Source organism: Rhodosalinus sediminis, assembly GCF_003385555.1.
In the GTDB taxonomy this organism is placed as follows: Bacteria; Pseudomonadota; Alphaproteobacteria; order Rhodobacterales; family Rhodobacteraceae; genus Rhodosalinus; species Rhodosalinus sediminis.
This window is the reverse complement of sequence record NZ_QOHR01000002.1, coordinates 306,382-321,220: the sequence shown is the minus strand read 5'-3', so window position 1 is coordinate 321,220 and position 14,839 is coordinate 306,382. Positions and strand designations below refer to the sequence as shown.

Annotated in this window: 14 protein-coding genes; 10 read left to right on the top strand and 4 right to left on the bottom strand. The window is 73.3% G+C overall.

The window, feature by feature from the left end:
- Positions 1 to 9 precede the first annotated feature (9 nt).
- From DRV84_RS03380 to DRV84_RS03370, 3 genes are all read left to right on the top strand, one after another.
- Positions 10 to 1,704, top strand: a complete 1,695-nt coding sequence (locus tag DRV84_RS03380; RefSeq protein WP_115978442.1) for a hypothetical protein — start codon at positions 10 to 12, stop codon at positions 1,702 to 1,704.
- The gene (locus tag DRV84_RS15565; protein ID WP_158547738.1) at positions 1,701 to 2,342 is read left to right on the top strand and encodes a DUF3726 domain-containing protein; all 642 of its coding nucleotides are present in this window, start codon (positions 1,701 to 1,703) and stop codon (positions 2,340 to 2,342) included. Before DRV84_RS03380 ends, DRV84_RS15565 begins: the two co-directional genes overlap by 4 nt.
- An 83-nt stretch (positions 2,343 to 2,425) precedes the next feature.
- Positions 2,426 to 3,427 (top strand): Ldh family oxidoreductase, encoded by a 1,002-nt coding sequence (locus tag DRV84_RS03370; protein ID WP_115978440.1) that lies wholly within the window; start codon positions 2,426 to 2,428, stop codon positions 3,425 to 3,427.
- Positions 3,428 to 3,896: 469 nt separating this feature from the next.
- Here DRV84_RS03370 and DRV84_RS03365 read toward each other — a convergent pair whose 3' ends face one another.
- Positions 3,897 to 4,865, bottom strand: a complete 969-nt coding sequence (locus DRV84_RS03365) for an ABC transporter substrate-binding protein (protein WP_115978439.1) — start codon at positions 4,863 to 4,865, stop codon at positions 3,897 to 3,899.
- Between the two features lie 338 nt (positions 4,866 to 5,203).
- On the opposite strand from DRV84_RS03365, the gene DRV84_RS03360 reads away from it, so the two are divergent.
- The 7 genes from DRV84_RS03360 (at position 5,204) to DRV84_RS03330 (ending at position 12,067) form a co-directional block, all read left to right on the top strand.
- The gene (locus DRV84_RS03360) at positions 5,204 to 6,694 is read left to right on the top strand and encodes a SulP family inorganic anion transporter (protein WP_115978438.1); all 1,491 of its coding nucleotides are present in this window, start codon (positions 5,204 to 5,206) and stop codon (positions 6,692 to 6,694) included.
- A gap of 13 nt (positions 6,695 to 6,707) precedes the next feature.
- On the top strand, positions 6,708 to 7,562 hold the full coding sequence (locus DRV84_RS03355; protein ID WP_115978437.1) for a universal stress protein: 855 nt from the start codon (positions 6,708 to 6,710) through the stop codon (positions 7,560 to 7,562).
- Between the two features lie 348 nt (positions 7,563 to 7,910).
- Positions 7,911 to 8,831, top strand: a complete 921-nt coding sequence (gene chlG, locus DRV84_RS03350; RefSeq protein WP_115978436.1) for a chlorophyll synthase ChlG — start codon at positions 7,911 to 7,913, stop codon at positions 8,829 to 8,831.
- 1 nt (position 8,832) lies between these two features.
- Entirely contained in the window at positions 8,833 to 10,122 is a 1,290-nt protein-coding gene (locus DRV84_RS03345; protein ID WP_115978435.1) for a BCD family MFS transporter, read from the top strand.
- A gap of 2 nt (positions 10,123 to 10,124) precedes the next feature.
- Positions 10,125 to 11,303 (top strand): geranylgeranyl diphosphate reductase, encoded by a 1,179-nt coding sequence (locus DRV84_RS03340; protein WP_115978434.1) that lies wholly within the window; start codon positions 10,125 to 10,127, stop codon positions 11,301 to 11,303.
- Positions 11,300 to 11,827, top strand: coding sequence for an isopentenyl-diphosphate Delta-isomerase (idi, locus tag DRV84_RS03335; RefSeq protein WP_115978433.1), 528 nt, complete (start codon positions 11,300 to 11,302; stop codon positions 11,825 to 11,827). The genes DRV84_RS03340 and idi overlap by 4 nt, the downstream gene beginning before the upstream one ends.
- A gap of 51 nt (positions 11,828 to 11,878) precedes the next feature.
- Positions 11,879 to 12,067, top strand: coding sequence for a hypothetical protein (locus tag DRV84_RS03330; protein ID WP_115978432.1), 189 nt, complete (start codon positions 11,879 to 11,881; stop codon positions 12,065 to 12,067).
- Positions 12,068 to 12,272: 205 nt separating this feature from the next.
- Here DRV84_RS03330 and DRV84_RS03325 read toward each other — a convergent pair whose 3' ends face one another.
- Genes DRV84_RS03325 through DRV84_RS15560 form a run of 3 tightly spaced genes read right to left on the bottom strand, consistent with a single transcriptional unit; the run spans position 12,273 to position 14,832 of the window.
- Positions 12,273 to 14,030 carry a sensor histidine kinase gene (locus tag DRV84_RS03325; protein ID WP_115978431.1) on the bottom strand — a complete coding sequence of 586 codons (1,758 nt, stop codon included), beginning with the start codon at positions 14,028 to 14,030 and terminating at the stop codon, positions 12,273 to 12,275.
- Positions 14,027 to 14,623, bottom strand: a complete 597-nt coding sequence (locus DRV84_RS03320; protein ID WP_115978430.1) for an RNA polymerase sigma factor — start codon at positions 14,621 to 14,623, stop codon at positions 14,027 to 14,029. Before DRV84_RS03320 ends, DRV84_RS03325 begins: the two co-directional genes overlap by 4 nt.
- The gene (locus DRV84_RS15560) at positions 14,620 to 14,832 is read right to left on the bottom strand and encodes a NepR family anti-sigma factor (protein ID WP_158547736.1); all 213 of its coding nucleotides are present in this window, start codon (positions 14,830 to 14,832) and stop codon (positions 14,620 to 14,622) included. Before DRV84_RS15560 ends, DRV84_RS03320 begins: the two co-directional genes overlap by 4 nt.
- Positions 14,833 to 14,839: the final 7 nt, after the last annotated feature.

The following is a 14,839-nucleotide window of genomic DNA, read 5'->3' as shown; positions in this document are numbered from 1 at the left end:
GGGACGCGCATGGACGGATCGGCGAGCCGCCCCGAGACGATCGCGCCGCGCCCGGCGGCGACGGTCATGCGCCTCGCGCGGCTCGGCGCGCTCCACCAGACGCGGCTGTCGTTCATGCGCGTGCTGCTGCGCCGGCTCCGGCGGGAGGGCTGGCGCTTCGAGCGCCGCGCCTTCGCGATCGACGCCCGCGGCGTGGGCGAGGCCGTCTACACCATGCACGGACCCGAGCGCAGCTATTCGCTCGTCGCCTTCGGCCACGACCTGCCGGACGCGATGCGCTCCGACCGGGTGATCGCGACCGCATGGGACGCGACCTTCACGCTCTTCGACGGGGTGCCGACCGAGGACGACATCGCGCGCCTGCGCGCCGAGGTGCCCCGGCAGGAGGCCGGCCGCGTCAGCGAGCGGGAGTTGTCGCTGAGCCGCGCCAACCGCTCGGTGCGGCTCTTTTCCCACGTGGTCGAGGCGCTCGCCGCCGGGCGTCAGCCCGATCCCGCGCAGGTGGAGGCGGTGGGCTATCTGATGCGCACCACGGCCGTCTACGGCTCGGGCAAGTTCGGCGCCGCCGACCGCGCCGCGATCGAGGACCGGCCCGAGTTCGCCGCGCCCTTCCAGCCCGAGATGCTCTCGGTCTGGCTGACCCGCGCCTTCGTCCTCGACATGGTCGAGGAGATGGCCCGCCGCCGCGCGCCCGACCGGGCGGTGCCGCTCGATCCCGCGCTGCGCCGGCGCTTCGGGATCGGCAATTCCACCGGCCTCGGCATGGCGCCTTTTCTCGTGAGCCATCCGATCCTCCTGAACAACTGGATCGCCGCGCGGGAGGAGGCGCTGGCGCGCGTGCGCCGTCTGCCCGTGGCCGATGCCGAGGCGGCCGCGCGCTTCCGCGCCATGCTGCCGCGCGCGCAGGCCTGCGTGGCGCGCTGGCGCTCGGAGCATCCGGTGCAGCGCGCCCGCCTCGCCGCGCTCGGCGCCGATCTGGAGCGGCTCGCGGACCATGTCGCCGCCGCCGGGCTCTCGGGCGATCACCCGTGGGACGCGCTCTGGCGCTGGGGGGAGGGCGCGCTCTCGGAGGAGGGGCAGGAGATGCTCGTCTCGCTCCTTCTCGAGCCGCACGGGGCGCTGGTGGACGGCCTCGCGGAGTGCATGAGCGCGGGGGAGGAGACGGGCCTGGGCCTCGACGGGACGATGACCGCGGGCACGCTCCGCGCGCTCCTCGAAGAGGTCTACGACTGGGCGCTCGCCATCGACTGGGACGCGCCCGAGGCGCAGGCGCGGTGCTGGTACGTCTCCGAGGAGAAGCTCGAGCCCCGCCTCGGCGAGCGCTGGGCCGAGGAGATCGCGCCGTGGGAGCAGCCCCTCGCCCCCGGCCGGGACGCCGCGCGGCTCCACGCCGCGCTCCGCGACGAACCCCCGGGCGCGCCGGTGGCCGAGCTCCTCCTGCGCCGGCCGGAGCATCGCGCCGCCGTGCGCCGCGCGCAGATCGCCGCGCGCCGGCCCTACGCCGAGATCCGCGACAACACGATCGGTGCCGACCTGATGCCGATCGACATGCTGCGCGCGAAGCTCTCCTTCTTCGGGGCGGGCTGCTTCGATCCGCGCTCGGATCGCTGGGTGCGCATCGAAATGTACCGCGGCGCGCCCTTCCCGCACGAGCTGCACGACCTGCCCGAGGACGACTGGGCCTGGCCGGAGGCGGAGGCGTGACGCCGCTCTCGCTCGGCGAGGCCGAGGCGCTGGCGCGCAAGGCGGCGCGCGGCGCGGGGCTTGACTGGGGCACGGCGGAGGAGGCGGGCCGCGCGGTGCGCTGGCTCTGCGCGCACCAATTTCCGGGGGGCGAGGCGCTGGCCGGGCTTCTGATTGCGAGCGACCGCGTCCCCCCGGCGCGCCGCGCGCCGGTCTGCGGGATGGTCTGGCGCGCGCGGGCGGGCTGCCTCTGCCCGGTGACGGCGGGGGCGGCGCTCGCCGACCGGGCCGGGGCCGGGCCGCACGCGGTGACGCTGGCCGATCTCGCGTGGCCGCTCCTCCTCCTGCCCTTCGCGCAGGCGGCGGCCGCGCGCCATGGCGCCACGCTGCGGGTGGCGTGGCCCGGGTTCCGCGCCGACGTGGCGGCGGGGGCGCTCGCGCTCGGCCCGGCCGAGGCAGGCGAGGCCGCGCGCGCCGCCGAGGTCACCTGCCGCCCTGTGCCGGTGCCGCAGGGCGAGGGCCGGCCGCGCGGCTATCGCGCCGCGCTCCGGCCCGCGGCCCGCGCCGCGCTGGAGCGCTTCGCCGCGCGCACCTACGCCCCGGCCACGCAGGCCGGACGCCTCGCCGGGGCGGGGGCCGGGCTCACCGACAATGACTGACGCGCCGCGGGGCAGGGCAGGGGGCGCGCGTCCCGCGCCGCCGCCCCCGGCCGCCTGACCCTCACCGAAAGGACACCGACCGCATGACCACCGAGACGCTGACGCTCGCCGAAATCGAGACGCTCGCCTTCGAGGCGCTGACCCGGGCGGGGGCCAGCCGCGCGCAGGCGCAGCCGCTCGCCCGCGCCACCGCCGAGACGGAGGCCGACGGCGTGGCGAGCCACGGGCTCGCCTACATCCCGGTCTATTGCGAGCACCTGCGCTGCGGCAAGGTGCGGGGCGACGCGGTGCCCGAGGTCACGCGCCCCCGGCCCGGGCTCGTCGTCGCCGACGCGGGGCAGGGCTTCGCCCATGCCGCGATCGCGGCGGGCTTCGCCGAGGCGATCCCGGCGGCGCGGACGCAGGGCGTCGCCGCGCTCGCCGTGCGGGAGTCCTACAATTGCGGGGTGCTCGGCGTGCACACGCGCGCGCTCGCGGAGGCGGGGCTCGTCGGGCTCGGCTTCACCAACGCGCCGGCCTCGATCGCGCCGGCGGGCGGGGCGCGGCCGGTGGTGGGCACCAACCCGGTCTCGCTCGCCGCGCCGGACGGGGCGGGGGGCGTCGCGCTTCTGATCGACCAGAGCGCGAGCGTGATCGCCAAGTCCGAGATCATGGCCCACGCGCGGGAGGGCCGCGCGATCCCCGAGGGCTGGGCGCTCGGCCCCGACGGAGCGGCGACGACCGATCCCGAGCGCGCGCTCGCCGGCTCCATGGCGCCGGCGGGGGGCTACAAGGGCGCGGGCCTCGCGCTTCTGGTGGAGGTCATGGCGGCGGCGCTCACCGGCGCGACGCTCGGCCGCGACGCGAGCCCCTTCTCCGGGCCGAAGGGCGGCCCGCCGCGCACCGGGCAATGCTTCGTCGCGCTGGACCCGGCGGCGAGCTCGGGCGGCGCCTACGCCGCGCGCATCGCCGCCCTGACCGAGGCGATTCGCGCCGAACCGGGCGCGCGCCTGCCGGGCGACGGTCGCGCCGCGGCGCGGGCCCGCGCGCAGCGCGAGGGCGTCGCCGTGCGCGCCGCGACGCTGGAGCGCATCCGCGCGCTCTGAGGGGTGCGCGAGGGCGCTGGGCGGCTGTCGGCGCACACCGCGGCGACGGGCGCGGCGCGGCCGGGCTCGCCATCCGTTGACGTAGAGGCGCGCCGGCCGGCGGCGCTCAGGCGGGAGGCGCCGTTTTCGGAGCTGCCCGGCGCGCATCGGATGGGCCGCCCGGGCGCGTGCCCGGGCGAACCGCCGGCGCGCGGGGCGGATCGACCACCAAGGCCCGAGGCGCCGTTTTCAGAGCCGGGGGCGCTTACCCGTGCGGCGGTCGGGCGGCAGATCATGCTCTCCCAGGCCGGAAGGCTTCGTCGCGCGCGACGGCGGTCGCAGGTCGTGACGTCGGGCCTCTGTCGGCGGGGATTGGCGCTCACCGGTGAAGCTTATCGGTGGGGCGCATCCCGCCCGTTCGACGCGGAGCCGCGCGCCCGGGCGGCGGCTCCGCAGGTCCGGCGCGGCCGGGGGCCGCGCCGGGGCAGGCTCATTCCAGCAGGCCGGCGAGGTTCGCGCGGGCGTCCTCGTTCACCCATGCGCCCCAGATGTCGCGGCTCGACTGGATGAAATACGCGGCCGCTTCCTCGTTGGAGGCGTTGTTCTCCTCCTTCCAGGCGAGCAGGCCGTTCATCACGTCCACGTCGAAGCTCACGTTGCTCATCAGGTCGACGATCTCGGGCGAGGTGTCGCGGAACTCGGAGGTCACCACCGTCAGAACCGGCGCCGGCGGGAAGTCCGAGACGCCGGGATCGGGGTTGTCCTGGTTCTGGTTGGCGGCGTGGATCTCCTCGTCGATGGGGCCGAGCTCGACCTTGACCATGTCGTATTTGCCGAGCACCGAGGTCGGGCCGTACATGTAGCCGAACCACGGCTCGCCGTCCTCGTAGGCCGCGGCGAGCGAGGAGAAGAGCGTCTCGGCGGAGCCGTGGTTGAACACCTCGAGGCCCGCCTCCTCGAGGCCGAGCGCCGGGATCAGGTTGTCGTTGACGATCCGGCAGCCCCAGCCGTCGGGGCAGTTGTTGAAGCGGCCGCCGACGAGCTCGGGGTTGGCCATGACGCCCTCGATCGTGGTCAGCTCCGGGTGCGCCTCGGCGAGGTAGGACGGGATCCACCACCCCTCGACGCCGCCGGGGGCGAGGATATCGGCCACCGGCTCGACCTTGCCCTCCTCCTCGAGGCGGGCGTAGACCTCGCCGGTGGAGTTCAGCCAGAGCTCGGTCACGATGTCGGGCTCGGCGTTCTCGGCGAGCGAGGTGACGGCGGGCACGGTCGCCGAGGGCACCGTCGAGACGGTGCAGCCGTAGCCCTGTTCCATGATGAACTTCGAGACGGCGGTGACGATCTGGGCGGACGCCCAGTTCATCTCGGTGATCGAGACCTCGCCGCAGCCGTCCTGCGCGGCGGCGGGAGAGGCGAGCGCCGCGGCGGCCGCGGCGGCGAGAAGGCGGGTTTTCATGGGTCGGCTCCCTGTCGGTTCTGGTGCGTCGGTTTCGGTGCGTGGCGCCGCGACGCGGCGGCTGCTGTGCGGGCTCACGTAGCCCCGGATTGGGCACATGCCAGCCGCGCCGTGGCAAATCAGAAGTGCTGAAACGCGCTTCACCCGCCCTGAAGCGGGGCGCGCGGCCGCGGGCCGGCGGCTTGCATCCCGCGCGGGCGGCGTTATGCTGCCGCGCAGCAAATCCAGTCCGGCGCCGCGCCGCAGGCCCCGTGCCGCGGGGGCGCCGTCAACGACATGTCAGACACGACGGCACGCCGCCCGGCGACGGGTCGCGCGGCCGCGGAGCGTTATTTCCCATGATTTCAATCGACGCCTACCGGGGCCAGTGGCTCGGCAACATCCGCGGCGACCTGCTCGCCGGTATCGTCGTGGCGCTCGCGCTCATTCCCGAGGCGATCGCCTTTTCCATCATCGCGGGCGTGGACCCCAAGGTGGGGCTTTACGCCAGCTTCTCCATCGCGGTGATCACGGCGATCACCGGCGGGCGGCCGGGCATGATCTCGGCGGCGACGGCGGCGACGGCGGTGCTGATGGTCACGCTGGTCGCCGAGCACGGGCTGGAATATCTGCTCGCTGCGACGGTGCTCGCGGGGCTTCTGCAGATCGCGGCGGGCTTTCTGAGGCTGGGCTTCGTGATGCGCTACGTCTCGAAGTCGGTGATGACGGGCTTCGTCAACGCGCTCGCCATCCTGATCTTCATGGCGCAGCTTCCCGAGCTCGACCCGCGGCATGTCACGTGGCTGACCTATGCGCTCGTCGCGGGGGGGCTCGCGATCATCTACCTCTTCCCGATGGTGACGACGGCGGTGCCCTCGCCGCTGGTGACGATCGTGGTGCTCACGGCGCTCACCGTCGCCTTCGGCTGGGACGTGCGCACGGTGGGCGACATGGGCGCGCTGCCCGACACGCTGCCGGTCTTCCTGATCCCGGACATCCCGCTCACCTTCGAGACGCTGCAGATCATCCTGCCCTATTCGGTGGCGGTGGCGGTCGTGGGCCTCCTCGAGAGCCTGATGACGCAGAACATCGTGGACGACCTGACCGACACGAAATCCGACCGCGATCAGGAGTGCGTGGGCCAGGGCCTCGCCAACACGGCGACGGGCTTCATCGGCGGCATGGCGGGCTGCGCGATGATCGGGCAGTCGATCATCAACGTGAAGTCCGGCGGGCGCGGGCGGCTGTCGTCCTTCACCGCGGGGGTGGTGCTGCTGATCCTCGTCGTCGGGCTCGGCGACGCGGTGAGCGTGATCCCGATGCCCGCGCTGGTGGCGATCATGATCATGGTCTCGATCGGCACCTTCTCGTGGTCCTCGATCCGGAATCTGCGGGTGCACCCGCGCTCGTCCTCGGTGGTGATGCTCGCCACGGTGGCGGTGGTGGTCTACACCCACAACCTCGCCATCGGGGTGCTGGTGGGCGTGCTTTTGTCGGGCATCTTCTTCGCGGCGAAGATCGCGCAGCTCTTCCGCGTGACGAGCGAGATCAGCGCCGACGGCCGCGTGCGCACCTACCGCGTCGAGGGGCAGCTCTTCTACGGCTCGGTCGAGGACTTCATGGAGGCCTTCGACTTCCGCGAGGCGCCCGAGCGCGTGGTGATCGACGTGACACATGCCCACATCTGGGACATCAGCTCGGTGCAGGCGCTCGACATGGCGATCCTGAAGCTGCGCCGCGACGGCGCCGAGGTCGAGGTCGTCGGCATGAACGAGGCGACCGAGACGCTGGTGGACCGGCTCGCCATCCACGACAAGCCCGGCGCGATGGACGCGCTCACCGGCCACTGAAGGAAGCGACCCCATGACCGACAAGATCATCGCGCTGGTGGACGGCTCGATCTACTCCGCCTCCGTCTGCGAGCACGCCGCGTGGATCGCCGGGCGCACGGGCGCGGGGGTGGAGCTCATCCACGTCCTCGGCCGCCGCGAGGCGCCGGAGAAACACGACCTTTCGGGCTCCATCCGCCTCGGCGCGCGGACGCGGCTCCTCGAGGAGCTCTCGGAGCTCGACGAGCAGCGCGCGAAGCTGGTGCGCGCCCGCGGCCGCGCCATCCTCGAGGACGCGCGCGCCATCGTGGACGGCGCCGGCGTGGACGAGATCACCACGCGCCTGCGCCATGGCGACATCGTCGAGACCGTGGGCGAGGTGGAGGCCGAGGCGCGCGCCCTCGTCGTCGGCAAGCGCGGCGAGGCGGCGGATTTCGCCAAGGGGCACCTCGGCTCCAACCTCGAGCGGATCGTGCGCGCGGCGCACCGGCCTGTCGTCGTCGCCTCGCGCGCCTTCGCGCCGGTCGAGCGGGTGCTCGTGGCCTACGACGGCGGCGTCTCGGCGATGAAGGCGGTGGATCACATCGCGCGCAGCCCGCTTTTCGCGGGGCTGTCGATCAAGGTGGTCACCGTGGGCGCCGACACCGCCGCCGCGCGCAAGGGCCTCGCCGACGCGAAGGCGGTGCTCGACGCCGCGGGCCTCGCGGCGGAGACGGAACTCGTCCCCGGCCAGCCGGAGAAGGAACTCGGCGAGATCGTCGAGCGCGAGGGCGTCGGCATGGTGGTGATGGGCGCCTACGGCCACAGCCGCATCCGCAGCCTGATCATCGGCTCGACCACCACCGAGATGGTGCGCTCCTGCAAGGTGCCGGTCGTCCTGATGCGGTGAGACCGCGCGCGCCGGGCGCGGGACGGCGAGTCGGGGCCGCAAGGGCGCCGCGCGGCCGGGTGGTCGAGGTGCCGCGGGTGAGCTCCGCGTCCCGCGCGACGGGTCCGGACCCGGACGCCGGGCGCGCTGTGCGCGATCCGGGCGATCGTCTGTCGGGTCGCTCCGATCCGTCCGACACGCCTCGCGCGCAAGCGGCGAGGCAGGCGCGCCCCCCGCGGCCCGACGGATGGCCCCGCGCATCCGTACAGGGCCGATCCCGCCGCCGCCCTCCGAAAGACGCAGCGACGGTCGCGCGCCCGCGCGAGAAAGGGCTTTACCGACTCGCGAGTGTATAGTTAAGTTGACACCATGAGTGTCACCGACAGCATTCAGCCCCCCGCGGCCGCGCGTCGTTCCCTGCCCGAACCGCGGGCGGTGCTGACGCTTCTGAAGCCCGTGACGTGGTTCCCGCCGATCTGGGCCTATCTCTGCGGCATCGTCTCCGTGGGCGCCGATCCCTTCGGCGCCTGGGGCCTCGTGCTGCTCGGCATGGTCCTCGCCGGACCGATCGTCTGCGGCATGAGCCAGGCGGCGAACGACTGGTGCGACCGCGAGGTGGACGCCATCAACGAACCCGGCCGCCCGATTCCCTCGGGCCGCATCCCGGGGCGCTGGGGGCTCTGGATCGCGCTCGCCATGTCGGGCCTCGCGCTCGTCGTCGGCTGGCAGCTCGGGCCGTGGGGCTTCGGGGCGACGATCCTCGGCGTGCTCGCCGCCTGGGCCTACTCGGCCGAGCCGGTTCGGCTGAAGCGCTCGGGCGTCGCTGGGCCGGGGCTCGTCGGGCTCTCTTACGAGACGTTGCCGTGGTTCACCGGCGCCGCCGTGCTCTCGGCCGGCGCGCCCGCGCCCGAGATCGTGACGATCGCGCTCCTTTACGGGGTCGGCGCGCACGGCATCATGACGCTCAACGATTTCAAGGCGCTGGAGGGCGACCGGGCGACCGGCGTCAACTCGCTGCCGGTCACGCTCGGCCCCGCGCGCGCGGCCAAGGCCGCCGCCTGGGTGATGATCCTGCCGCAGATCGCGGTCTTCACCCTGCTCGCGGGCTGGGGGCAGGGCTGGCACGCGGCGGCGATCGCCGGGCTGATCCTCGGCCAGCTCTGGGCCGCGCGGGTGATGATGCGCGACCCGGCCGCCAAGGCGCCATGGTTCAACGCGACGGGAGTGGCGATGTACGTCTCCGGCATGATGATCGCGGCCTTCGCGCTGCGCGGCCTCGGAGGGCTCTGAGATGACGCTCTCCTGGCTCTCGATTTTCCGGCTCGGCCTGGTGCAGATGTGCCTAGGCGCGATCGTGGTGCTGACCACCTCGACGCTGAACCGGCTGATGGTGGTGGAGCTGGCCCTGCCCGCGGTGCTGCCGGGGCTTCTGGTGGCGCTCCACTACGGCATTCAGATCACACGGCCCAACTGGGGGTTCCTGTCGGACGCGGGGGGCAACCGGACGCTCTTCATCGTGGGCGGCATGGGTGTTCTGGCGCTCGGCGGGCTCGGCGCGGCCTGGGGCGTCGCGCTGATGGAGACGGCCTTCGCGCCGGGCCTCGCGGTCTCGATCGCGGCCTATGCGCTGATCGGCGTGGGCGTCGGCGCCTCGGGCACCTCGCTCCTGGCGCTGCTGGCGACGGCGACCGCGCCGCGCCGGCGCGCGGCGGCGGCGACGATCACCTGGCTGATGATGATCTTCGGCATCGCGGCCACGGCCGGCACGGTGGGCGCCTTCCTCGATCCCTATTCCCACGCGCTGCTCCTGCGCATCGTCGCCATCGTCGCAGGAAGCGCGGTGCTCCTGACGATCCTCGCCGTCTGGGGCGTCGAGCGCGGGGTGGACGCGCAGCCCGCGCATGACGAGCAGAGCTTCGTCGAGGGGCTGAAGGAGGTCTGGGCCGAGCGCCACGCGCGCAACTTCACGATCTTCGTCTTTCTCTCGATGACCGCCTATTTCATGCAGGAGCTCATTCTCGAGCCTTACGCCGGTCTTGTCTTCGGGCTCACGCCGGGGCAGTCTACCTCGCTCTCGGGCGCGCAGAACGGCGGCGTCTTCGTCGGCATGCTCCTCGTCGGGATCGCGGCGACGGGGCTGCGGATCGGCTCGCTCCGGTCGTGGGTGATCGCGGGGTGCCTCGGCTCGGCGGCGAGCCTCGCGGCGATCACCGTCGCGGGCAGCGCGGGGATCTCGGCGGGGCTGATGCCGGGGGTCGTCGCGCTGGGCATGTTCAACGGAATGTTCGCCGTCGCCGCCATCGGCTCGATGATGGCGCTCGCCGGCGAGGGCCGCGAATCGCGCGAGGGCACGCGCATGGGCCTCTGGGGCGCGGCGCAGGCCATAGCGGCGGGCTTCGGCGGGCTGACGGGCGCGGCGGCCGCCGACGTGATGCGCACCGTCGTGGCGAGCGACGCCACCGCCTTCGGGACCGTGTTCCTCGCCGAGGCGGCGCTCTTCCTCGTCGCTGCGGCGATGGCGGCCAAAGTGATCCAGACCGCGCGCGCGCCCGGCCGCGCCGCGATGATGCCGGGAGAATGAACATGTATGATGTCGTCGTCGTGGGCGCCGGGCCGTCGGGCGCCACCGCCGCGGAGGATCTCGCCCGCGAGGGGCGGAACGTGGCCTTCATCGACCGCGAGGGGCGCATCAAGCCCTGCGGCGGCGCGATCCCGCCGCGCGCGATCCGCGATTTCCACATCCCCGACGATCAGCTCGTGGCGCGGATCACCACCGCGCGGATGATCTCGCCGACGGGGCGGCGCGTGGACATCCCGATCGAGAACGGCTTCGTCGGCATGGTCGACCGCGAGCATTTCGACGCCTTCCTGCGCGACCGGGCCGAGGCCGCGGGCGCCGACCGCTACCGCGGCACCTTCACCAAGGTCGAGCGCGACGACGCGGGCACCCACGTCGTCTTCCGCGACAAGGACAGCGGCGAGACGCGGCGGCTGACCACGCGGCTGGTCATCGGGGCCGACGGCGCGAGGTCCAACGTGGCGCGGCAGGAGGTCGCCGGCGGCGACAAGATCCCTTACGTCATCGCCTATCACGAGATCATCGAGGCGCCCGGCAAGGTGGGCGAGTACGATCCCGAGCGCTGCGACGTGGTCTACGACGGCGCGATCTCGCCCGATTTCTATGGCTGGGTCTTCCCGCATGGCAAATCGGCGAGCGTCGGCATGGGCAGCATGGTCAAGGAAGTGGACGTCAAGCAGGCCACCGCCGACCTGCGCGCGGCCAGCGGATTGGCCGACTGCCCGACCATCCGCAAGGAGGGCGCGCCGATCCCGCTCAAGCCGCTCGACCGCTGGGACAACGGGCGCGACGTGGTGCTCGCCGGCGACGCGGCGGGCGTGGTCGCGCCGTCCTCGGGCGAGGGGATCTTCTACGCGATGGTCGGCGGGCGCGTCGCGGCGGCGGCCGCGGCGGCGACGCTCACCACCGGCGAGACGGCGAAGCTGAAGCTCGCGCGGCACCTTTTCATGCGCGAGCACAAGAGCGTCTTCAAGATCCTCGGCGCGATGCAGGACGCCTACTACAAGTCCGACGCGCGGCGGGAGCGCTTCGTCTCGCTCTGCCACGACATCGACGTTCAACGGCTGACCTTCGAGGCCTACATGAACAAGGAACTCGTGAAGGCGCGTCCGCTCGCGCACATCAAGATCGGGCTCAAGAACCTCGCCCATCTCTCGGGCCTCGTGCGGGAGACCTACACATGACGCTGACCGTTCCCGCCTGGGTGCAGGGCACCCTCATGCCGGTCGAGAAGCTGGAGGCGCACCGCCGCGGGCTCCGGCACAAGGCCGTGTCCGTCTTCGTGCTCTCGGGCGACTGGGTGCTCCTGCAGCGCCGCGCCGCGGGCAAGTATCACACGCCGGGGCTCTGGGCGAACGCCTGCTGCACGCATCCCGGCTGGGACGAGGCGCCCGAGGCCTGCGCGCGCCGCCGTCTCGCCGAGGAGCTCGGCGTCGAGGGGCTGCCGCTCGTGCACCGCGGACAGGTGGAATACCGCGCGGACGTGGGCGGCGGGCTGATCGAGCACGAGGTGGTCGAGATCTTCACCGCCGAGGCGCCGGGGCGCATCGCCCCCGATCCGAACCCCGAGGAGGTGCAGGAAACGCGCTGGACGACGCTCGCCGAACTCACCGAGGAGGTGCGCCGCGCGCCGGCCCGCTACACGCCGTGGCTGCGTATCTACCTCGAGGAGCACGCGCAGGACATCTTCGGCCGCGTGCCCGCCTGAGGGAACCGGCCCGCCGGGCGGCGGCGTTGTCTCCCGAAAGGAGGGAGACCCATGTCGCCACCCGACACCAACGTCGAGAAGCAGAAACGCCGCCACCGTCCCGCCCTGATCGGGATCGGCGCGGTGCTCGTCTTCGCGCTGCTCGTCGTGTTCGCCTTCGCCGTCTCCACGACCGACGGCGACCGGCCTCAGACGCCGCAGGCCACCCCCGACGCGACCGACGCCGCGCCCGAGGGCTGAGGCGCGTCGGCCGCCCTCTCGCGCGATGCGGCGCCGGGCGGCGCGGCTTGGTCCCCTGTCCGGGCGTCGCAGGCCCCGGATGGGATGACCCTCGACACTGCGCCATCGAGCCGCCGCGCCGTGCGGCGGCGCCGCGATGCCGATGGCGCCCCGGTCGGCCCTTTCTCCCGAAGATCCCAGCCTTCGAGCCCAGGGCGCCGGCCCGCTACCCGTCCCCCTGTCTCCGCTCCGGCGCGGCGGCGAAGCGCACGGCGACCGTGTAGCGCCCGTCCGTCGCCCCGTGGTCCACCCGCGCTTCGAGCTGCGAGGCGAAGGCCCGTATCAGCATCGAGCCGAGGCCCTGCGCCTCCTCCGTCTCGGCGCCGGGGGCGAGGCTGTTCTCCACCGTGAGCACGAAGCGCGCCGCCGCCGCGTCGTCGGGTTTCAGCGCGACGCGCAGCCAGCGCGCCCCCACCGCGTCCGGCGCGGCGTACTTGAGCGCGTTGGTCGCCGCCTCCGCCGTCAGGAGCGCCAGCGGCGCGGCCTGATCGGGCTCCAGCGTCACCGGGTCGAGATCGAAGCGCAGATCGACCGGCGCGCGCGCGCTGCTCGCCAGCGCCACGAGTTCGCGCACGACCTCCTCGATCAGCGCGTCGGCGCGCACCTGCGCCATGTCGCCCGACTGATAGAGGGTGCGGTGCACGGTGGCGAGGCTCGCGAGGCGGTCCTGCAGGTTGCGGATCGCGGCGCGCACCTCGGGGCTCGTGGCGCGGCGCGCCTGCATGTTCATGATCGAGGACATGAGCTGCAGGTTGTTCTTCACCCGGTGGTGCACCTCGCGCAGGAGAACCTCGCGCTCGTAGATCTTGTTCTCGAGATCCGCCTCGTCGTGGGCGATGGTCTCGGCCATGCGGTGGAAGGTGCCCTCGATGTCGCGCAGCTCGGCGGCGGCGTGGCTCAGGTCGCGGGTCGCGGGGATCTTGCGGCGGTCGGCGAAGCTGCGCATCGCGCGGCGCAGCGACCCGATCGGGCGCAGCACGAGGCGGTGGATCGACAGGAGCGCCACGGCGAGGCTGACGAGCCACATCGCCAGTGGGAACGAGAGCGACGAGAGCAACAACAGCGTCTGCCCGGGCAGCGGCCCGCGCGCCGGCCAGCTCGCCAGCGCGTAGGCCGCCCCCGGCGCGAGCGAGACCACCGCGAACTGCCGCGCCTCGCCGGCGCCGTTGCGCGCGGCGAAGCTCCGCGCATTGCCGCCCGCGAGCCCCGGCAGCGTCATGCCCGCGGGCAGCGCGTCGTCCACGGTCTCCGCGTCGGTGCTCGCGGTGATGACCTCGCCCTCGGGCGTGAAGGTCACCAGATCCGCCTCCGGCCCTATGCCCATCGACGCGCGCGCCTCGTCCAGCAGCCGCACGGGGAAGGAAAGCGCGGCGAAGCCCCGCAGGTCGCCCCCGGGGGCGTGGACCGGGTGGCTGACGACGATCACGGGCGCGTCGCTCACGCGGCCGGCGGGGTTGAAGGTGACGTCGGGCCGCGGGTCCGCCGACAGCCGGCGCGCCGTCTCGGCCAGGCTGACGGTGAAGGCCGCGCCGGTGGAGTTGCAGGCCGTCCGCCCGCCCGGTTCCACGAAGCCGGCGAAGCCGAGGCGCGGATGCCGCGCGACCGTGCGGCGCATGAGCGCGGTGCACTCCGGGTCATCGGGCGCCCGGGTGGCGAGCGCCTCCGCGAGCCCGGTGGCGAGGCCGAGGCTCGAGACGATCGCCTCGCGCTCCGGCGTGGCGATTCGCACCGCCTCGGCGAGCCGGTCGTTACGATAGTTCTCGTCGGCGACCTCGATCGAGCGCAGGGTCTGCAGGAGCGCGAGGCTGCCCACCGGCAGCAGCGCGAGCGTCAGCACCGCCGCGACGATCGTCAGCAGCGAGCGGCGCGGCCCGCGTCGCGGCGGGGCGTCGTCCTGCGGCGCGGGCTGGCCCCGCCCGCTCACCCGGAGGTCGGGTTCTCGGCGATGACGGCGAGCGTGGACTGGTCCGTCATCTCGAGCGAATCACGCGCCTCGACGCCGAGCAGCTCGGCGAGGCGCTTGCGGCCGCGGTTCGCGCGGCTCTTCACCGTGCCCACGGCGCAGCCGCACATCTCGGCCGCGTCCTCGTAGGAAAAGCCCTGCGCGCCGACGAGGATCAGCACCTCGCGCTGTTCGTCCGGCAGCTGTTCGAAGGCCGCGCGGAAATCGGCCATGGCGAGGCGGCCGTCGTGGTCCGGCTTCTCGGCGATCCGGCTGGCGAGCGCGCCCTCGGCGTCGGCCACCTCGCGCCGGGCGCGGCGGCGGTCCGAGTAGAAGGTGTTGCGCAGGATCGTGAAGAGCCACGCGCGCATGTTGGTGCCGGGCTCGAACTTGTCGATGTTGGTCCAGGCCTTGACGACCGTGTCCTGCACGAGATCGTCGGCGCGGTTGATATCGCGCGTCAGCGACAGCGCGAAGAGGCGCATGGGTTTCAGGTGCTCGGCGATCTCGTCGCGGGGGTCGCGTGGCGTCGCGCCGCCCTCCGCGGGCGCCTTGCGGGCTGCGGTCGCGCTCATTTTCCGCCCTCCTGCCGGCGCAGCTGATCCAGCAGCGAGCGGAAGCGGTCGGGGATCTCGTCCTCCACGAGGTCGTCGTAGACCTTGCGGAGGTTCTGATCGATCAGCGCGTCGACGCCGTCCTCCTCCTGCTGGGGCGGCGTCTGCGCGCTGGGCGGCGTCTTGGGCTGTCGTTTCGTGCCGGACACGTTGTCGTCCGTTACCTGCATCGTGGTT